Below are 19737 nucleotides of genomic sequence, written 5' to 3' on the forward strand. Positions count from 1 at the left end.
TCTCTCCGTTATTGTTAAACCTATGACGTTCGAAAAATAAAAAAAGGGGTGGTCTACATTGCTGCAGCCACCCAAGCCCGATAAAAACCGGTCACACACTCACTAACGAATTACTAACTTTGCACGGGCAGAGCTCAGCCTTGCACGGGTACCTCACGCAACTGGAACTTCTGGCACTCGTTATCCGCCGCAGGTGCCTGGGCAAAGGTATTGCCCTCGGCCAGGCCGCAGTGGGCCAGGTCCAGGTTGTGTTTGCTCTCGCGGTTCTGGATCTGCAGGTTGCCGTCCGCCAGCGGCTGCAAGCGCCACTGACTGCTGGCACCTTCACAATTGCCGAGTACCGCCGGCGCGCCGGGTACCACAGCGTTGTCGGCAATGGTCATGCACTGGTCGCCAGTCTGGATTTGCACAAAACCTTCTTCCGCCGGCGCAATGCTCCAGCGCTGGCAGGACTCGCCCTGCCAGGCTCCCTGGCTGATCTCGGCACCGCTGGCGCAGCCAGTGGTCTGCAAAACTCGACCGCTCTGTACACTGGCAATCGCCACCTGTTCCGCAGGTTGCAGGGACCACTGTGCACAGCCATCGCCACTGCAATCTTTCGCAGCCAGCGGCTCGCCGGTTTCCCGGTTGCGTAGCTGCACCCACCCGTTTTCGTCCTGGTCCAGGGTCCAGCGCTCGGCTTCGGTATTGGTCCAGGGTGCCAGCTCGCTGCTGGCGTTGAGGAAGTTACCGCTGGCGGCGTTGGCCAGGCGATAGGCACCATCGGCAGTGTTATCCAGTACCCACTCGCTGTCGCTGGATTCACAGGCACCGGTGCCCGCGCCGGTCAGGCACTGGTTGTTTGCGGCATTGGCCAGCTTCCAGCGAGCGCCCTGCACCTTAGTGGTGATCGGGCCATTTTCGCCGGACGGCAACTTCTGGAATTCGCCTTCCGGTACGGGTACGCCGAAGTTCGGGGTGCCGTCGTCGCTCCAGGTAAACTTCTGTGCCCGCACGGAGCGGGTTGCACTGCAGCCATCGGTTTCTTTGGAGTTACCGTGGTAAACGATCCAGTCCTCCGTACCGTCCGGCGACTTGAAGAAGCCGTTGTGTCCGGGGCCAAAAACACCGTTCCCGCGCTGGAATACGGGCTCCGGATACTTGGTCCAGTGATCCGGGTTCATCGGATCGTCGCCGGTGAGCTCTTTCATCGCCAGCTTGTAATCCGGTGTTTCGCAGTAACTGGCGGAGTAAATCATGAAAGTGCGACCGTCTTTCTTCAGGATTTCAGCACCTTCGTTCACTTTGCGTCCGCTCTGTGCCCACTCTTCTTCCGGACGGGTAATCACCACTCTTGGTCCTTCGATAGACCAGGGATTAGTCATCTTGGAGATCCAGTTCAGCTGCTCATCCCCCACCCACTCGGACCACAGTAGATACAGCTCGCCATTGTGCTCAAGATAGGAGCCGTCGATGTTCCAACTGTTGGGCATGGGCGAGCCTTTGTATACGTACGGGCCCATGGGATCGTCGCCGACGCTTTCCAGTACGGAAAGATGCTGGTGATCCAGGGTGCCGTGCTGACCGGAGGTGTACATCAGGTACCAGCGCCAGCCGTTGGGACCGTTCAGGCGGTGAAATTCAAACGCCCAGAAATTACAACAGCGCGCCGGATCGGTATCGGACCAGATATTTACCGGTGCCGCAGTTGCAAGACCATCCAGGGTCGGGGATTTACGCATGACCAGCTGGGAGGTCCAGGTGGTGGTAGTGAGGTAATAATTGCCGTCCCAGTACTCCAGCCAGGGGTCTGCACCATTGGCAAACAGCGGGTTGGCGAACATACCTTCCGGGGCACCCGCCTGGGTATCGACCTGGGCTGGCTGGGTGACCGGCGCGGTACTGGCGGATTTGCCTTCAGTCTTGGCTGCAGATTTGTCCGAGTCATCTACAGATGGCTGACAGGCGGTGAGCGCTGCCAGAGCTACACCGGCAGCAATACTTTTTGGGATAAGGCCCTTGGGGGTAAAACGGGTCAGGCTGAAAAGTAACTTACTGGGCATTGTTCTACCTCGTTATCAATTTTTGACCAGGGAATCCGCGGGGAAGACCATCGCAAATCCACCATTGGCATTCATGGAAACTTTGACACTGGCACCGCTTTCGAGCTCGTTGCGCACCAGTGTGCGGGCGTCGTCACTATCGCTAATAACGCTGCCCAGACGGGCACCGATAAAGGAAAGGTCCAGCTGTATATTTCTTTGCTCCGATGTTGCATTGATACCGGACACATACCAGTTATCTCCACTGCGACGGGCGATAGCCGCGTATTTGCCCGGGTAGCCGTCCAGCAGACGGCTCTCATCCCACACTGCGGGAATATCCTGCAGGTAGTCGCGTACAAACTGCGGGACACCTGCCATGCCCTGATCGGTTTCGGCTATATGCTGCAGACCGGAGAGGAACAGCACCGGCAGGGCCAGTTCGAATCCGTTACTGGTGTGCCGATTTATATTGGGGATTTCAGAAAATACCGTGGGGGTAAAATCCATCGGGTCAAAGGCGTTGCGGCTAAACGGCAGCATCGCCATATGTGCGGCGGCCTTATCCGCGGAGTCCTGCATAAAGGTGATCATCTCGAAACCGTGCACCGCTTCCGCCGTCATAAAGTTGGGGAAAGTGCGATGCAGGCCGCGCGGCAAGGTAGCCCCGTGGAAATTCACCAGCAGCTGGTAGTCCGCAGCATCACTGAGGATCTGGCGGTAGTAGTCGATTACCGAGACCCCGTCGCCTGCAAAGAAATCCACCTTGATACCGGCAATGCCCATCTCCTGCAGGCGGGCGAATTCTGCGCGGCGCTGGGCGCGAGTCAGCAGTTTTCCCTTGGGCGTATATTCGGTTTTATTCCAGGAGCCGGACGAGTTGTACCACAGCAGCAGGCCCACATTTTTCTGCGCGGCGTAGTCGGCCAGCGCGGACATTTTTTCGTAGCCGATATTCTGATCCCAGTTCACGTCTACAAGCACGTACGGCCAACCCATACTGGATGCGTAATCGATAAAGCGCACCTGGGTCGCGTAATTGACCGAGTCATCTTTCAGCAGTGCCCAGCTCCAGCTGGCGATTCCCGGCTTGACCCAGTCCATCGGCGCGATGGCGGGCTCGGCCAGGTCAGTACCTAGCGTGGATTCCACAATGGTATCCAATCCACCCACCGCGATAATCCGCCAGGGAGACTTCAGCGGTAGCGGTGATTCGGCCAGCAACGCGCCGTCGGTATAGCGCTCAGCATCCATTGGATAACCGATGCGGAATTCACCGGAAGTCGCTTTACCCTGCAGGCGCGATGCGTGATAGCGACCATCCATCCCCGCTTCGGTAATCAGCGCCCAGCCACCCTCGGTGTTGAACAGCGCGGGGAAAACCCAACCCGCTTCACTGGCCGGAATATCGGTGACCGGAACATCCATATGATAGTGCTCTTCATAAGATGGGTTGGTATTCATCCAGCCGGTCTGGGCCACAGCAACCGGCTGCAGCCAGGCGCGCGCACCGTGGGTGAAAGAGAAACTTGTGGTTTCTGCCTGGAAGGCCCTGGCCACAGTAGTCTGTTCTGGCAGGCGGTACTGAAACGCGACGCCGTCGTTGGAAACGCGGAAGGCGATATCCAGTTTGTTACCCGCAGTATTTTGCAGATGGAAAACCTGTTCCACAGCGGTGTAGGTATTGCGACGACGCTTGCCCTGGCGCAATTCGTACTCCGTGTGCACCAGTGTCGGGTTGCTTGCAGAAAGCAGTTCCAGATCCTTACTCAGGTCACGGTCATCCAGTACGATGCCGAGTTCGGAAGTATTCAGCACCGTGACCTGATTGCGACTTAGCGCATAGCGGGCCTCCCCGGTTTCGGTCAGGGAAAACACAACCGACAGAGTGCCATCGGGGCTCTGCAGCCTGTAACGCGTGTTGTGCTCACAGGCGGTGATGACCAGCAAGTAGGTCAGCATCAGCGCCGGGATCAGGATCTTTTTCATCGCGGTAATATCGATTTATCGTTTATTTTCTAGTACCACAGTTTTTTCGTTCAGGAGCCCGCGGTAAGCAGGCTCCTGAAAAGTAGCGCCAGTTATTTAACGGGCGCCACGCCCTCGGAAGTCATCACCACCCGCTTGATGGTGCCGTCTTCGTTGTAGTGCAGGTCGTCGATACACACAGAGCGGCGGAAGCTGCCGCCCTTCTCGGTGCCGCCATTGTGATAAATAAAGAATGAACGGTCTTTGTAATCGATGATGGACTGGTGGTTGGTGTTCGAGTTACCCGCCAGCTCGTTGAGAATCCCCTTGTATTCCCAGGGGCCCTCGATGGACTTGCTCATGGCGTAGCCGATTTTCTCCGGGAAACCCATGGCATAGGTCAGGTAGTAGTAATTCCCGTGCTTGTGCGCGTACAGGGCTTCCGTGAAATTCGGCAGGTCCAGACTGTGAATCGGGCCATCCAGCTCGATCATGTTGTCTTTCAGTTTGGCCCAGCGCGGTTTGGTGTTGCCCCAGAAGAGATACGCCTGACCGTCGTCATCGATAAAGGCGGCCGGATCCAGGTCATCCCAGTCGATTTCGGTATCCGTGGTCATGTCGTTGCTGATCAGTGCCTTGCCCAGGGCATCCTTGAACGGGCCAGTGGGGCTGTCGGATACGGCAACGCCAATGGCAAAACCGGGCTTGGTCTCATCGTGGCGCACTGTGGTGTAGAAATAGAACTTGCCGTCCTTCTCCACCACATGGGTGGCCCAGGCGTCGCCCCTGGCCCATTTGAAATCTTTTACCGCCAGCGGCGAGCCTTCGTTTTTCCAATTGACCATATCTGTGGAGGAAAACACCAGCCACTTGTGCATTTCGTAGAAGCCCTTGTTGTCCTTGGCTTCATCATGGCCGGTGTACAGGTAGACGGTATCGTCGTACACCATGGCCGCAGGATCCGCAGTGAGCACTTCGGTAATGGCCGGGTTGGCAGCGTGACTGGTGGCAGCAGTGGCTGCCATTCCCACAGCGGCAATCGCAGTCAAAATTTTATTCTTCATACTCTCACTCACTTCTTTGTAATCGGTTTTTATTCGTTATTCACGGGCCAGCCGTCAGTCACCGGCGTGCTGGCGAAAGTCCGGCATCCCGTTTTCATCCCAGTACAGCGGGCGCACGCGCGTGGCGCGGTTGCCATCAGACAAAGGATTGCCCTTGATTTCGCGATAGTCCCGGGCGTGGTAAATCAGCAGATCGGTCTCGCCATCTTCCGCCACGGTGAAGCTGTTGTGCCCCGGGCCGAAGCGCTTTGTTTCGGCATTGGTATGGAACACAGGCTGCTGAGCCTTGTGCCAGCTCTGCGGATCCATCAGATCTGCGTCCGCGTCGGCCCACAACAATCCCATCGCATAGTTAGCATCGGTGGCGCTCGCTGAATAACTGATGAAGATGCGTCCGTTCCTTTTCAGCACCGCCGGCCCTTCATTGACCTTGTGGCCGCGCTTCTCCCACGCAAGGTCCGGCTGAGAAAGGGTGATTACCGGTAAACGGATCTCGGTGGGTGATTTCATTTCTGCCATCAGCAGCAGTGAGCCCAGATCGTCCTCGACATCGTACTGCGCCCAGGCCAGGTAGCGTTTGCCCTTGTGTGTAAAAGTGGTAGCGTCGAGGGAGAAACTGTCCACCGGGGTGACGATCCGGCCCAGCTCCTGCCATTCGCCCTGCAACGGGTTGTCCGCGCCATTGCGCAGCACATACATGCGGATATTCCAGGGGTTTTCCGCCTCACCGGCGGCAAAGTAGATATACCAGGCACCGTCGATACGGTGGAGTTCCGGGGCCCAGATGTGGGCGCTCATGGGACCGGAGGCATGCTTGCGCCACACTACTTCCGCGTCGGCCTGAGGGAGCCCGGCGATGGTGGCTGAACGGCGCAGCTCGATACGGTCATATTCCGGGACGGTAGCAATGAAGTAATAGAAACCGTCGTGGCGCAGCACCCAGGGATCCGCCCGTTGCGCCACCAATGGCGAGGAGTAAGCCCCGACTTCGTGGGTATCTGGAGTGGGTTGTGCTGTCGGCGCGGCTACTGCGCAGGCGGAGAGCCAGATGCAGGCACAGCCGAGCGCCCGGGAAAGCAGGCTTCGGAGTTTCATCGCTAATATCGTTATCGTTGTAATCTTGTTTTCATGCGCAGCTCCCGGGGTAATTTCCCGTGGCAGTTGCTGCGCTACGAACAATATTATTATACTACTAATGACTGAACAACCCCGCATCAACCCATTGGGTCCCGTCGGGGTTGGTCTGATGAGAGCAATACAACACTTATAAATAGAGAAGCCGATATGTTCCGACTTCCCACTGCACCGAGGCCGGGCTTCCGCCCTATGGCCGCCGTTCTCGCCGCCTGCCTCGCCCTGCCCCTTGTCGCTTGTGCGGACAGCGATGCCAAGCCACAGCGCCAGATCGATGTACACGATCCGGTAATGGCCAAGGAGGGGGATACCTACTACCTGTTCAGTACTGGCCCCGGTATCACCATTTACAGTTCCCCGGACATGAAGCACTGGACCTATTCCGGTCGCGGCTTTGACGGCCAGCCGGACTGGGCCAAATCGGTGTCTCCCACCTTCAACGGTCACCTGTGGGCGCCGGACATCGTTGAGCACGATGGCCGTTTCTACCTTTACTACTCGGTTTCCGCGTTCGGCAAGAACACTTCGGCGATTGGCGTAACCGTATCCCCTACCCTGGACCCAAACGCTCCGGACTACGGCTGGGAGGATCAGGGCATTGTGGTGCGCTCCATTCCGCATCGGGATCACTGGAATGCAATTGATCCGGCGGTGATTTTCGATAAGGACGGGACGCCGTGGATGAGTTTCGGTTCTTTCTGGGAAGGGCTGAAGCTGGTGAAGCTGGATCCGTCTCTGACCAGGCTGGCGGAGCCGCAGGAGTGGCACACCATCGCGCGCGGTGATCGCCAGAAATATCAGCCTGTGGATAAGGCGGGTTCGGAAGAACTGGAAGCGCCGTTTATTTTCGAAAAGAACGGTTACTACTACCTGTTCATCTCCCGCGGGCTCTGCTGCAAGGGCGATGAAAGTACTTATCGACTGGCGGTAGGTCGCTCCAAGTCTGTCACCGGCCCGTATCTCGATAAAGACGGTGTGGATATGGCCAATGGCGGGGGCACGCCGCTGATTTCAGGCAACAAGGCCTGGCCGGGGCTTGGTCATAACAGTGCTTATACCTTTGACGGTAAAGACTATCTGGTGCTGCACGCCTATGAGTCTGCAGACAATGGGCTTCAGAAGTTGAAGATCATGAATATCGAGTGGGACAAGGATCTGTGGCCGGTGATTGATCCGGCTGAGCTGGATTCTTACCAAGGGTTCAAGGTTAAGTAATTTACGCTGCGTCGGCGACGTCCCTGTCGCCAACGCTTTCAATAACTTCCACCCAGCACTCAGCCTTCACTTCGAATTCTTTTACTTCGTTAGCAGCATTATCTACGGAGAGCTGAAGCCCGAATCGAAGGTGCTGCTGACGGTCTCGCAAACAGTCCCCGGCAGTAGTACCGCCGCAGCAGGAGCTACAAAGCGCCCAATACCACGAACCCAGAATGTGGTACCGAATAATAAAAGCACCTGAGGTTGCGATGAAAAAAATACTCCTAAGCCTAGCAATTGGCTCAGTCGCCATTGCTGGTTGCACAAAGCACCAGAAGCCCGCGGAAATGGCGAGCTTCCCGCTCGATCAAATCCGCTTGCTGGAAAGCCCGTTCAAACATGCTCAGGACACCAATATCCAGTACGTACTGGCCATGGATCCGGATCGCCTGCTCGCGCCCTATTTAAAAGAAGCTGGCCTCGAACCCAAGGCGGATAACTACGGCAACTGGGAAAACACCGGGCTCGACGGACATATCGGTGGACACTACCTCACTGCCCTCAGCCTCGCCTGGGCTGCCACCGGCAACAAGGAAGTCAAACAACGCCTCGACTACATGCTCAACGAGCTAAAGCGCGCGCAGGACAAAAGCGGCGATGGCTATCTGAGCGGCGTGCCCGGCGGCAAGGCCATGTGGAATGAACTGGCCGAGGGCAATATCCGCTCGGACCTGTTCACCCTCAACGACAAATGGGTCCCGCTCTACAATATCCACAAAGTCTATGCCGGCCTGCGCGATGCCTATGTCTATGCAGACAGTCAGCAGGCGCTGGATATGCTGGTCGCCCTGTCAGACTGGGGCGCACAAGTGATTGGCAACATGTCAGATACACAGGTGCAGCTGATCCTGAAAAGTGAGCACGGCGGCGTGAATGAAGTCTACGCAGATGTTGCCGAGATCACCGGCGATCAGAAATACCTCGACATCGCCAAGCGGCTCTCCCATCGGGAAATTCTCGAGCCGCTGGAACAGCATCAGGACAAACTGACCGGCCTGCACGCCAACACCCAGATCCCCAAGGTGATCGGCTACAAGCGCGTGGGCGATCTGGCGGGGGATGAACAGTGGCAGGACGCGGCGGAATATTTCTGGAATGAGGTAGTAGAGCATCGTACCGTCGCCATCGGCGGCAACAGCGTGCGCGAACACTTCCACCCCACCGATGACTTTGCACCCATGGTCGAGGATGTAGAAGGGCCGGAGACCTGCAATACCTACAACATGCTGAAACTCACCCGGATGTTGTACTTGAGCGAGCCGGAAACCCGCTATATCCGCTATTACGAGCGGGCGCTCTACAACCATATTCTTTCGTCTCAGAACCCGGACAACGGCGGCCTGGTGTACTTCACCCCGATGCGTCCCAACCACTACCGCATGTACTCGCAGCCAGAAGAAGCCATGTGGTGCTGTGTGGGCTCGGGGATCGAAAACCACAGTAAGTACGGCGAGATGATTTACGCCCACCGCGGCGACGAGCTGTTTGTGAACCTGTTTATCCCCTCCACCCTGGACTGGGAAGCGAAAGGCATCCAGATCAAGCAGGAAAATCATATTCCGGATACCGAGAGCACCGCGCTGACGATCAGCGGCAGCGGTCAGTTCCAACTGAAACTGCGCTACCCCGCATGGGTCAGCGATGGCGCCCTCAGTCTTGCTATCAACGGCAAAAATATCGCCGTCGCGGAAAAGCCCGGCAGTTACATCACCATCGAGCGCAATTGGAAAAACGGCGACCGCATAGAGGTCAACCTGCCCATGCATCCGGAGGCGGAACAGCTGCCGGACAAATCGGATTTTTACGCCCTCACCTACGGGCCGGTGGTACTGGCGGCCAAGACGCATCCGTTTGCGGAGGAAAAGCTGAACTTCCTCGCTGACGACAGTCGTATGGGGCATATCGCCCAGGGCCCCATGTGTCCCCAGGAGTTGACGCCGATGTTTGTCAGCGAGGATCGGGACTTTGTCAGCGGCCTGAAACGCCTGCCCGGAGAGGAACTGCGCTTCGCGGCGCCGGATAGTCTGCAGAGCGCCGATATCAAGACCCTGAAAGTGGATACCGCGGCCACGGGGTTGCCCGCACTGAACCCCAAGGCCGGCAGCGAGCTGGTGTTGATTCCATTCTTCCGCGTCCACGAATCGCGCTACAGCATTTACTGGCCCTACAGTACACCGCAAGGCCTGGCGGCCAAGCAACAGCAGCGGGAAGCCGAGGATCGTGCACGGCTGGCACTGGCCCGTCAGACCATCGACAAGGTGGCTCCCGGGGAGCAGCAGCCGGAAGCGGACCACTTCTTTGCCGGCGCAGGCACCGAGGCGGGGGTTCACCGCGGTCGTCACTGGCGCCACGCCAGCGACTGGTTCAGCTATCAGCTGAAGGACCCGGAGCAGGAAGCGAAAACCCTGCGCATCACCTACTTCGGCCTGGATAACGGGCGCAGTTTCCGCATCCTCGCCAACGAAGTCGAACTGGCCCAGGTCATGCTGGACGGCAGCCGCGGTGATCAATTCTTCAGTGTGGATTATCCGATTCCCGCCAGCGTGCAGCAAAAAGCGGCACACGGCGTGATCGAACTGCGTTTTGAAGCGGCGGAAAACTCCGTGGCCGGAGGCATCTACGGCGTGCGCCTGCTGCGCGACGACAGCGGTACAGGCGAAGGCTGACTACCCCAAACCGGCATACATCAACAAGAACACCCTTATTGCCCGGCGCGAACCTCGTTCGCCGCCGGGCTTTTTTTTGGCACTTGTTTCGCATACTGTCGGGGCGGCCAAAAGACATAAAAAATCCCCGCGCGACCAGGCCGGGCGGGGATTTTTTTAATATGGAGCCTTTCAACTACAGGCAACTACAGCCAGCTATTGCCAATTACTTTCAGGCCGTCTCTGCGATCTTGTCCAGCAGCTGGGTGGTACTGAAGCGGAAGCCCATTATGCCCTTGAACGGGGTCTGGAATACGAACAGGTTACCCGCCTGCCACTCCCGATCCAGGGTCCACTCATTTAGGGATTCCTTGGCGGTGGTAACAAACATCATATCCATATTCGGGCCGCCGAAAGTCACGCAAGTGGGCTGGCTGACAGGCACCGGCACCGCACCGGCGAGTTTGCCATCCGGTGCGTAACGCTGAACCCGGGCGCCGCGCCACTGCGCGGACCACAAGTAGCCGTCGGCATCGACGGTGGCACCGTCCGGGTAGATACCGAACATGGTACGGGCGAAGAGTTCACGTTCACCGATATCTCCGCGGCGCGCGTCGAATTTATAGCGGTAGATACTGCGGCGGGGGGAGTCGGCAAAGTAGAAGTGACTGGAGTTCACATCCCAGCAGCAACCATTGGAGATGAACACATCCTTCTGCTGCTCACTGACCACGCCGTTGGGTTCCAGGCAGTAGAGAATACCGGCGGCGTCCTCGCGGCCGTCTTCCGCCATAGTGCCCGCCCAGAAGCGGCCCTGGCGATCGATCTTGCCATCGTTAAAACGCAGGCCTGAGCCTTTCTCCAGCAGGGTTTTCTGCCACAGGACCTTACCGCGTCGGTAATCAAACAGCGCAAAGCCGGTTTCAAACGCGGCCACAATACAATCGTCGCGATCGGTAAAGCCAAATGCGCACAGTCGCTCAGGCGTGTCGAACACTTCCAGCTCGCGCCCCGGCCAGGTAAGCCGGTAGAGTTTGCACTCGTGGATATCGGTCCACCAGACACTCTGGTCTTTGTGGTTCCACAACACCCCCTCGCCAAGGGTATTGCCCACTTCGATCGCATCTATGCGCTGTACTTCAAGCATCAGTGTCCTCTCTTACTCTGTGCGCGCTCGGTTTTATTCTAGTCTCAACGTCAGTTGGAGGCTCTTGATTCAAATCAGGCGGTCAAACTCTGCCGCTAGTGGCCCGCGACACGGGCCTGGCGCCGGGTCAGCAATCGCTGCATACCGATAAACACAAACAGCAGTAGGCCGATCACGATTTTGGTCCACCAGCTGTTGAGGGTGCCATCAAATGAGATGTAGGTCTGGATAACGCCCATGATCAGCACACCAATGAGGGTGCCCACCACATAGCCAGAACCGCCAGTCAACAGGGTACCACCGATCACCACGGCTGCAATGGCATCCAGTTCCATCCCCACCGCTGCCAGAGAATATCCTGAGAATGTATAGAAGGAGTAGACGATTCCACCAAGCGCAGACAGGAAACCACTGATCGCGTAAATACTGATGGTGGTGCGGGCTACGGGAACCCCCATCAGCTGCGCGGACTGGGCACTGCCACCGAGGGCATAGATAAAACCACCGAGACGACTGAAATGTGCCAGCAGGATTGCACCGATCAGTACCGCGAACAGAATCAGTGTGGAAGCCCCTACCCAGGCACCACCGGGCAGCAGCATGCCGAAATCAGCCACCGCATCGTAGAAAGGGTGATCGATGGGGATCGACTCCTCACTCAGCGTGGTGGCCAGACCGCGGGCGAGGAACATGCCCGCAAGGGTGACGATAAACGGCTGCAGCTTGTAAAAATGAATCAGTGCGCCCATGGAGGCACCAAACAGGCCGCCGCCGATCAGCACCAGCGGGAACACGATCAGCGGGTGCATCTGCATCTCACCGATCAGCAAACCACAGACCACGCCGGTCAGCGCAATCACAGCGCCTACGGAAAGATCGATACCACCGGAAATGATCACAAAGGTCATGCCAATTGCAGTAATCACCAGGAAGGCATTATCGGAGAACAGATTGGCCACCACACGGGTGCTGCCAAAGCCGTCAAACTGCAATGCGCCTACCAGGAATAGCAGCACAAACAGCGCGCTCGTCACATACAGGGAGGTGAACCGGGAATTTGCCAAGGAATGCATCACGCCTGCGCTCCTTCATTGTCTTTCTTGTTGAACGCTGCAAACAGGGCAGACATCTGCTTCTGGAACAGTGGGGATTGCAACAACAGCACAAAGATCACCACCACCGCTTTGATCAGCAGGTTAAATTTCGCCGGCAGACCACTCATGATGATGGTGGTGCTCAGGCACTGGATTACCAGCACACCGATGATCGACAACAGAATGGAGAAACGCCCACCCATCAACGAGGCACCGCCGATGACCACCGCCAGAATGGCATCCAGCTCCAGCCACAGACCGGCGTTGTTGGCATCGGCACCCTGGATATCCGCCGCGGCGATCATGCCCGCCAGTGCCGCGCAAACGCCAGCAATGCAGTACACCATCATTTTCACCGCACGCTGGTTGATCCCCAGGTAATAGCTGGCACCCGCGTTACAGCCGACACTTTCCACAAACAGGCCCAGCGCGGTTTTGCGCATCAGCAGCTGCACAACCGCAAACATGATCAGCACAAGCACGATGGGGAACGGCAGGCCGAGGAAAGAACCGGTACCGAGAAACGCGAACGCATCGTTCTGGAAGGTAACGATCTGTCCGGAGTTGATCAGCTGCGCGATTCCGCGGCCCGCCACCATCAGGATCAGCGTCGCCACAATCGGCTGAATGCCCATGTAGCTTACCAGCCCGCCGTTGACCGCCCCGGCCACCAGACCGGCAGCGAGGCCCGCGGCGATCAGCAGGAAAATGTTATCCACACCGCCCACGATCAGGTTGGCGCAGACCGCACCGGCGATGGCCATGGTGGCCCCCACGGACAGGTCGATACCGCCGGTGGCAATCACCAGGGTCATGCCGATGGCCAGCAATGCCACCGGGGCGCTGCGGTTCAGCACGTCAATCAGGCTGCCGTAAAGACGGCCGTCCTGGATTTCGATATGGAAAAACTCCGGGGCCATGACCAGATTGATCGCCAGCAGGCTGAACAAGCCCAGCAGCGGCCAAAGGTAACGCCCGGAAATCTGGGGGAATTTTTTCGCTTTTTCTGCCGGGACAGGCTGCCCTACCGCAGCGGATTGAAGATTACTCACGTTACGCCTCCGCAATCGCCTGCATGATGTTGCCTTCGGTAATATCGTCGCCTTCGATCTCCGCCACCTTGCGGCGGTCGCGCATCACGGCGACACGATCGGAAAAGGCCACCAGCTCATCCAGTTCAGAGGAGGTCACCAGCAGGGACATACCTTCACTGCAGAATTTTTTGATCAGCTTCAGGATTTCGGCGTGCGCGCCAATATCCACACCGCGGGTGGGTTCATCCAGCACCAGCAGTTGCGGGTTGGTAGCCAGCCAGCGGGCGAGAATCACTTTCTGCTGGTTGCCACCGCTTAACTGCTCAATCGGCTTTTCCGCATCAGGCGTGGCAATCTGCAGCTCGGCTATAAACTTGTCGGCCAGTTGTTGCTGCTCCGCGCGGCTCATGGGACGCCACCAGCCGCGACGGGCCTGCAGCGCCAGCGCGATGTTTTCGCGAATGGACAAAGGCCCGATGATACCGCTGGTCTTGCGATCTTCCGGACACAGCGCCAGCCCTTCGGCAATGGCCTCGGCCGGCTGCCGGAAGTTCCGTTCACTGCTTTTAAACGTGAGCGTGCCGTCGGTCTTCTTATCCACACCGAAGACCGCTCGGCAGACCTCACTGCGGCCGGAGCCCAGCAGCCCCGCCAGACCCACGGCTTCGCCGCGACGCACGGTGAGCGAAGTGGGATGCAGGGAGCCGCGTACCGCCACACCATCCATTTCCAGAAGGGTTTCGCTCAGCGCTTTTTCATTCCGCGCTTCGCCTTCCTGCACCTTGGTTTCCGCCTGCAGTTCCTTGCCGAGCATATGCCCTACCAGCTCACTGCGCGGCAACTTCGCCGCTTCGAATTCTCCAACCAGCTGACCGTTGCGAAGAATCGTAATGCGATCGCAAACCGCGTATACCTGGTCGAGGAAGTGGGTGATAAACACGATGCCGATGCCCTTGGCTTTCAGCTCACGCATCACGCCGAACAGCTGCTCGCACTCGTCGGCATCAAGACTCGCAGTGGGCTCGTCCAGCACCAGTACCTTCGCGGACATATCCACACCGCGGGCGATGGCGATCAACTGCTGCACGGCAACAGAAAAGGAGGACAAGGGGCGAGTCACATCGATATCGAGGTCAAAGCGTTTCAGCACGTCCCTGGATTGGCGATTGATCCTCTTCCAGTCGATCAGCCGGAATTTTTTCGGCTCGCGGCCCAGGTAAAGGTTCTGCGCCACGGTAAGATTCGGCAGCAGATTCACTTCCTGATAGACGGTACTGATACCCACGGTTTGTGCGTGAGCGGTACTTTTCAGTTTCAGCGGCTCACCCAGGTAGGTCATGCTGCCGCCGTCGCCTTCCAGCGCACCGGTCATGACTTTCACCAGCGTGGACTTACCCGCACCGTTTTCACCCAGCAGTGCGTGGACTTCGCCCTCGCGCAGCTGGAAGTCGACGCCGTCCAGGGCCTTCACACCCGGATAGCGCTTTTCGACTTTGCTCAGACTTAACAACGTCATGGCTCAAACCCGCTTATTCTCTTGACCGCGACTTAGCTGCCGGCGCGCTTGGCGTATTCTTCGGCAGCCGTTTCCTGAGTGAACAGGTCGCCGGTGGTGGTGATCAGTTTCTCCACCTTGCGGTCGCCCTTCAGGTACGCTTCGATAACGTCAAACGCCGGTGCGCCCAAGTGCGGATTGAGTTCAACGGTGGCATTGGCTTCGCCGTCGGCCATGGCCTTAAAGTAGTCCGGTACACCGTCTACGGACACCACCAGCATATCTTCACCGGGCTTCAGGCCGGCTTCCTTGATGGCCTGGATAGCACCAATGGCCATTTCGTCGTTGTGAGACCAGAGTGCGCAGATTTCCCTGCCGCTGTTCTCGGCCTTGAGCATGGCTTCCATGACTTCTTTACCCTTGGTGCGGGTAAATTCGCCGGTCTGGCTGCGCACGATTTCGGCATTGGGGTAGTTGGCGATGACTTCATTGAAGCCTTTCATACGGTCGATGGCTGCGGTCGCGCCGACAGTGCCCTGCAGTTCGAGAATTTTGCAGTTGCCCTCGGTCTCGTCCATCAGCCACTGCGCCGCGCGACGACCTTCTTCTACAAAGTCGGAGGCGATACGGGTAAGGAAGAGGGATTTGTTTTTCACGTCAATGTTGCGGTCGAGAATGACCACAGGAATACGTGCGCGCTTGGCTTCACGCAGTACAGGCTTCCATCCGGTTTCCACGACCGGTGCGATCATGATGGCGTCGACGCCCTGGGCGATAAAGCTGCGCACGGCCTTGATCTGGTTTTCCTGCTTTTGCTGCGCATCGGAAAACTTGAGGTTGATACCGCGTTTTTCGGCTTCGGCTTTGACGGACTCACTAAAGCTGGTACGCCAGCCGCTTTCCGAGCCGACCTGGGAAAAACCAATGGTTGTTGCGAGAACACTCTGGCTGGCACACAGGGCCAGGGCAAAAGCGCCGGACAGGATTCGAGAGATCTTCATTATCGGACTCCTCATCACTTTGGATTGTTTATATTTATTGTTGGGAGTTTTGCTCCCTTTTAAGGTCCGTCGCTATTGCCGCGAACGAACTCGAAAATCTTCACCGCGCAGCCTTCGGTGCCGGGTAACTATTCGCGAGACCTTCGAAAACAGGGATGTTTTCGACAGTCCTGGAACCCTCTACCACCTCAAAACCTTCATAGCAATTCTCACGCTACGAAATAGATTTTTATTCCGCAGAAAACTGGTAAACCGTTGTCTGCCTGTACTCTTCACCCTTCTTTAAAATTACAGAAGGAAAATTGCTGTGATTGGGTGCATCGGGGAAACCGTGGGTTTCTAAACACAGTCCCGCATACTGATTCATGGGGGAGCCGCCATCGCGATTGCGGCTGCCATCCAGGAAGTTCCCGCTGTAAAATTGCACTCCAGCTTCACTGGAAACAATTTTGACCGAGCGCCCGGATGCCGGATGCACCAGAGATGCGACCGGCTTCAGCGCCTTGTCCGCAGTCTCGTCCACCACCCAGAAATTATCGTATCCGCCCGGCCACCACTCGATATCGCGCCCAATCTGCTTGCGCTTGCGGAAATCTACCGGCGTATCCGCAACTTTGAGCAACTCACCGGTCGGGATCAGCTGTTCGTTCAGGCGCAGCAGCTGGTCCGCATAGATCTCCAGCTCGTGCTCGAGAATGCCATCGCGACCCGCCAGGTTCCAGTAACAGTGATTGGTCAATGCCACCGGTGTATCCGCATCCGTTACCGCGCGGTATTCCAGGGTCAACGCATCGTCTTCGTCCAGACAGTACGTCAGTTCGATATCCAGGTTACCGGGATAGCCCGCGTCGCCGTCTTCACTGACACAGCGGAAAGTGACCGACTGGAAGCGCGCACTGGATTCGCTCTGCACAATCTGCCAGCGCTTCGTGTGCAATCCCTGCGGACCGCCATGCAGATGGTTTGCACCATCGTTTGCCGGCAGCTGATAGGCCTTATCACCCAGCTGGAAGCTGGCGCCGCCAATACGGTTGGCGACGCGCCCGGCAGTTACGCCCAGGTAGTACTCGTTATCCAGCCAGTGCTCGGGATCCGCGTAGGTCAGCAGAATATTGTCACTGTGCCCGTAGCGATCCTTGGTGTGGATTGCATACAGGCTGGCACCCAGATCACACAGGGTAACGCGGGTGCCGCGACTGTTCGCCAGGGTGACCAGCTGCAGCGGCTGGTTGCCGCTGCCCTCTGGTCCACCGACCGCCAGCTCGGATGTTTCAATCCCGCTGGGCATGATCAATTCAGATTGCATCACTGGTCTTTTCACCGTTAACGAGACGCGCAATGTTCAGCGGGTTGCTGTTTTTCAGAGCGTCAGGCAGCAGTGCTTCCGGGTAATTCTGGAAGCAGATCGGACGTACGAAACGCGCGATGGACATGGTGCCTACAGAGGTAAAGCGTGCGTCGGTAGCCGCCGGGAAAGGACCGCCGTGCATCATGGAGTGGCAAACTTCCACACCGGTGGGGAAGTTGTTGCACACAACACGGCCCACTTTCTGGCGCAGGACTTCTACCAGGTCGCCGTAATTTGCCAGCTCAGATTCGGTGCACTGCAAGGTACCGGTCAGCTGGCCCTGCAGGGCAGATACCGCCCGTAGCAGCTCGGCCTTGTCGCGGCACTTCACTACCAGGGACATGGGGCCGAAGACCTCTTCCTGCAGCTCCTTGTTGGCGAGGAAGCTTTTCGCATCTACTGTCAGAAGGCCCGCCTGACAGGTGAAACCTGCGCCTTCACCAGCGGCTTCGCCCGCAGCAACCTGTTCAACACCAGCCTGGTCACGCAGACGGGCAACACCGCTCTGGTATCCAGCCAGGGTTGCTTCGTTCAGCATTACGCCGGCGCCAACTTTGGACAGCGCTTCACCAGTGGCACTGATAAAACGATCCAGCTCTTCGCCCTCAACCGCCAGTACCAGGCCCGGGTTTACACAGAACTGACCGGTGCCCAGGGTCAGGGAACCAACAAAACCTTCAGCGATGGTTTCGGCTTTTTCTTTCAGCGCTTCCGGCAACAGAACCACCGGGTTGATGCTGCCCATTTCGGCGAATACCGGAATTGGCTCCGGACGAGCATTGGCCAGGTTGAACAGCGCCATGCCGCCCTGCAGTGAGCCGGTAAAGCCCACGGCTTTAACGCCGGGCGCTTTCACCAGCTCGGCGCCGACACGGCGGCCGGAACCCAGGATCAGGGAGAATACGCCGGCGGGCATGCCGGTACTTTTGACTGCCTTGTCGATGGCCTGGGCCACCAGCTCGCTGGTACCGGGGTGGGAGTTGTGCCCCTTTACAATCACCGGACAACCGGCGGCAAACGCCGCCGCGGTGTCCCCACCAGCGACGGAGAACGCCAGCGGGAAATTGCTCGCGCCGAAGACCGCGACCGGTCCCAGCGCCTGATTGAATGAACGCAGGTCCGGACGCGGCAGCGGCTCACGGTCCGGCATGGCGGTATCGATACGCGCATCCAGATATTCGCCCTGTACGATCCAGTCTGCGAACAGGCGCAGCTGGCCGCAGGTGCGGCCGCGCTCGCCCTGGGCGCGCGCCAGCGGGTAGCCGGTCTCAGCGGAAACGCGCTCCAGCAGCTCGTCACCGAGGTTCATGATTTCGTCGGCGCAGGCGTTGAGGAATTCTGCACGCTTGGCCGGGGCCAGGTTGGAAAATTCGGTGGCACAGGCGCTCGCCGCATTCACCGCTTCGGTTACCTGGAACTCATCCGCGGCACTAAAAGCCGGCTCGAGGTTCTCACCGGTGGCGGGGTTTACGCCGTGAAAAGACCCAGCACGGCCGTCGGTCCAGTTACCTGCGATCAATTGCTTTCCGGTTATAGTCATGGCTTTCTCCTGAATTTTTTGAATTTTCGACGTGCTTTCACAGGCTGGATTAAATCCAGCCGCCGTCGACGATAAAGTTCTGCGAGGTACACATGGCCGCATCGTCGGATGCCAAAAACAGCGCCATTGCACTGATGCTCTCGGGCATCAGCGGATCTTTCACACTCTGGCCCTTATCGATGGCCTCGCGCGCCGCTTCATCCACGCGCTCGCTCAACTGCTTCTCGGTCATCACCCAGCCGGGCACCAGACAGTTAACACGGATGCGATCCGGCCCCATATCGCGGGCCAGACCGCGGGTCAGGCCTTCGATGGAGGCTTTGGAGCTGGTGTAGCCAGGCATACCGCCCTGGCCCGCGTGCCAGCTCATGGAACCGAGGTTAATAATGGAGCCGGCACCCAGTTGTTTCATGTACGGGTACACCGCCTGGGCGGCGAAGAAGTGGTGACGCATATTGACCGCCAGGCACTTGTCCCATTGCTCGGGCGTTACTTCACGGAAATCGTGGCGGGTATCGTTGGCGGCGTTGTTGACCAGCACGGAAATAGGGCCGAGATCTTCCGCCCCCTGTGCGATCACAGCCTGCAGACGCGCCACATCGGTGAGGTCACAGGGATAGAAGCGCACATCGTCACTCCCCAGGCGATCGACCAGGGCGCTGGATACGTCTTCCTGGATATCGACAAAGGCGACCTTTGCCCCCTGCTGGAAAAAGGATTCCACCAGGCTGGCGCCGATACCGGAGCCACCGCCGGAAATAAATACTGTTTTGCCCTTGAGGCTCGGATATTGATTGGTCAGCGTCATCATTCGCTCACTTTATTCGTTATTACATTCACCCTCTGCGGGGAATTGCATGGATCCGCCAGGAATCCAGTCTACAGGTCAGCCGGAAAATTTTGCGGAAAAAAGGCGCCCCGAGGGGCGCTTGGGAGTCAAACGTGCAAAACCGGATAGTCGCCTGTAAAAAACTTGCTGCCCGATATTA

General features: G+C 57.9%; 14 protein-coding genes. 2 read left to right on the forward strand and 12 right to left on the reverse strand.

Going from position 1 to position 19737, the window contains the following annotated elements; all coding sequences use genetic code 11:
* Positions 1 to 134: 134 nt before the first annotated feature.
* The 4 genes from HUW35_RS03385 to HUW35_RS03400 form a co-directional block, all read right to left on the reverse strand.
* Positions 135 to 2042, reverse strand: a complete 1908-nt coding sequence (locus HUW35_RS03385) for a family 43 glycosylhydrolase (RefSeq protein ID WP_181254248.1) — start codon at positions 2040 to 2042, stop codon at positions 135 to 137.
* Between the two features lie 15 nt (positions 2043 to 2057).
* The gene (locus HUW35_RS03390; RefSeq protein ID WP_219932640.1) at positions 2058 to 4010 is read right to left on the reverse strand and encodes a glycoside hydrolase family 97 protein; all 1953 of its coding nucleotides are present in this window, start codon (positions 4008 to 4010) and stop codon (positions 2058 to 2060) included.
* Between the two features lie 92 nt (positions 4011 to 4102).
* Entirely contained in the window at positions 4103 to 5053 is a 951-nt protein-coding gene (locus tag HUW35_RS03395; RefSeq protein WP_181254249.1) for a glycoside hydrolase family 43 protein, read from the reverse strand.
* A gap of 54 nt (positions 5054 to 5107) precedes the next feature.
* Positions 5108 to 6148, reverse strand: a complete 1041-nt coding sequence (locus HUW35_RS03400; protein WP_181254250.1) for a family 43 glycosylhydrolase — start codon at positions 6146 to 6148, stop codon at positions 5108 to 5110.
* Positions 6149 to 6337: 189 nt separating this feature from the next.
* On the opposite strand from HUW35_RS03400, the gene HUW35_RS03405 reads away from it, so the two are divergent.
* Positions 6338 to 7402 carry an arabinan endo-1,5-alpha-L-arabinosidase gene (locus tag HUW35_RS03405; protein ID WP_255463452.1) on the forward strand — a complete coding sequence of 355 codons (1065 nt, stop codon included), beginning with the start codon at positions 6338 to 6340 and terminating at the stop codon, positions 7400 to 7402.
* Between the two features lie 329 nt (positions 7403 to 7731).
* Positions 7732 to 10110, forward strand: coding sequence for a glycoside hydrolase family 127 protein (locus HUW35_RS03410; protein WP_255463453.1), 2379 nt, complete (start codon positions 7732 to 7734; stop codon positions 10108 to 10110).
* Positions 10111 to 10321: 211 nt separating this feature from the next.
* On the opposite strand, the gene HUW35_RS03415 is transcribed toward HUW35_RS03410, so the two are convergent.
* The 8 genes from HUW35_RS03415 to HUW35_RS03450 all read right to left on the reverse strand — a co-directional run bounded on the left by HUW35_RS03415 (position 10322) and on the right by HUW35_RS03450 (position 19559).
* On the reverse strand, positions 10322 to 11236 hold the full coding sequence (locus HUW35_RS03415) for an SMP-30/gluconolactonase/LRE family protein (RefSeq protein WP_181254252.1): 915 nt from the start codon (positions 11234 to 11236) through the stop codon (positions 10322 to 10324).
* Between the two features lie 95 nt (positions 11237 to 11331).
* A complete protein-coding gene (yjfF, locus tag HUW35_RS03420; protein WP_255463454.1) occupies positions 11332 to 12309 on the reverse strand; it encodes a galactofuranose ABC transporter, permease protein YjfF in 978 nt (325 codons plus the stop codon).
* On the reverse strand, positions 12309 to 13382 hold the full coding sequence (locus HUW35_RS03425) for an ABC transporter permease (RefSeq protein ID WP_255463455.1): 1074 nt from the start codon (positions 13380 to 13382) through the stop codon (positions 12309 to 12311). The genes yjfF and HUW35_RS03425 overlap by 1 nt, the downstream gene beginning before the upstream one ends.
* A gap of 1 nt (position 13383) precedes the next feature.
* On the reverse strand, positions 13384 to 14880 hold the full coding sequence (locus HUW35_RS03430; protein ID WP_181254253.1) for a sugar ABC transporter ATP-binding protein: 1497 nt from the start codon (positions 14878 to 14880) through the stop codon (positions 13384 to 13386).
* Positions 14881 to 14912: 32 nt separating this feature from the next.
* Positions 14913 to 15860 (reverse strand): ABC transporter substrate-binding protein, encoded by a 948-nt coding sequence (locus HUW35_RS03435; RefSeq protein ID WP_181254254.1) that lies wholly within the window; start codon positions 15858 to 15860, stop codon positions 14913 to 14915.
* A 229-nt stretch (positions 15861 to 16089) separates the two neighbouring features.
* Positions 16090 to 17166: an aldose epimerase family protein gene (locus tag HUW35_RS03440; RefSeq protein ID WP_181254255.1), complete on the reverse strand. Its 1077-nt coding sequence runs from the start codon at positions 17164 to 17166 to the stop codon at positions 16090 to 16092.
* Positions 17156 to 18748 (reverse strand): aldehyde dehydrogenase (NADP(+)), encoded by a 1593-nt coding sequence (locus HUW35_RS03445; protein ID WP_181254256.1) that lies wholly within the window; start codon positions 18746 to 18748, stop codon positions 17156 to 17158. Before HUW35_RS03445 ends, HUW35_RS03440 begins: the two co-directional genes overlap by 11 nt.
* 49 nt (positions 18749 to 18797) lie before the next feature.
* Positions 18798 to 19559 carry an SDR family NAD(P)-dependent oxidoreductase gene (locus tag HUW35_RS03450; RefSeq protein WP_255463456.1) on the reverse strand — a complete coding sequence of 254 codons (762 nt, stop codon included), beginning with the start codon at positions 19557 to 19559 and terminating at the stop codon, positions 18798 to 18800.
* Between the last annotated feature and the right edge of the window lie 178 nt (positions 19560 to 19737).

It is taken from the genome of Microbulbifer sp. YPW1 (genome assembly GCF_013367775.1).
Lineage (GTDB): Bacteria > Pseudomonadota > Gammaproteobacteria > Pseudomonadales > Cellvibrionaceae > Microbulbifer.

Coding starts and splice junctions, on each gene's coding strand:
- HUW35_RS03385 (WP_181254248.1), bottom strand. CDS start 2,042: ATGCCCAGTAAGTTACTTTTCAGCCTGACCCGTTTTACCCCCAAGGGC.
- HUW35_RS03390 (WP_219932640.1), bottom strand. CDS start 4,010: ATGAAAAAGATCCTGATCCCGGCGCTGATGCTGACCTACTTGCTGGTC.
- HUW35_RS03395 (WP_181254249.1), bottom strand. CDS start 5,053: ATGAAGAATAAAATTTTGACTGCGATTGCCGCTGTGGGAATGGCAGCC.
- HUW35_RS03400 (WP_181254250.1), bottom strand. CDS start 6,148: ATGAAACTCCGAAGCCTGCTTTCCCGGGCGCTCGGCTGTGCCTGCATC.
- HUW35_RS03405 (WP_255463452.1), top strand. CDS start 6,338: ATGTTCCGACTTCCCACTGCACCGAGGCCGGGCTTCCGCCCTATGGCC.
- HUW35_RS03410 (WP_255463453.1), top strand. CDS start 7,732: ATGGCGAGCTTCCCGCTCGATCAAATCCGCTTGCTGGAAAGCCCGTTC.
- HUW35_RS03415 (WP_181254252.1), bottom strand. CDS start 11,236: ATGCTTGAAGTACAGCGCATAGATGCGATCGAAGTGGGCAATACCCTT.
- yjfF (WP_255463454.1), bottom strand. CDS start 12,309: ATGCATTCCTTGGCAAATTCCCGGTTCACCTCCCTGTATGTGACGAGC.
- HUW35_RS03430 (WP_181254253.1), bottom strand. CDS start 14,880: ATGACGTTGTTAAGTCTGAGCAAAGTCGAAAAGCGCTATCCGGGTGTG.
- HUW35_RS03435 (WP_181254254.1), bottom strand. CDS start 15,860: ATGAAGATCTCTCGAATCCTGTCCGGCGCTTTTGCCCTGGCCCTGTGT.
- HUW35_RS03440 (WP_181254255.1), bottom strand. CDS start 17,166: ATGCAATCTGAATTGATCATGCCCAGCGGGATTGAAACATCCGAGCTG.
- HUW35_RS03445 (WP_181254256.1), bottom strand. CDS start 18,748: ATGACTATAACCGGAAAGCAATTGATCGCAGGTAACTGGACCGACGGC.
- HUW35_RS03450 (WP_255463456.1), bottom strand. CDS start 19,559: ATGATGACGCTGACCAATCAATATCCGAGCCTCAAGGGCAAAACAGTA.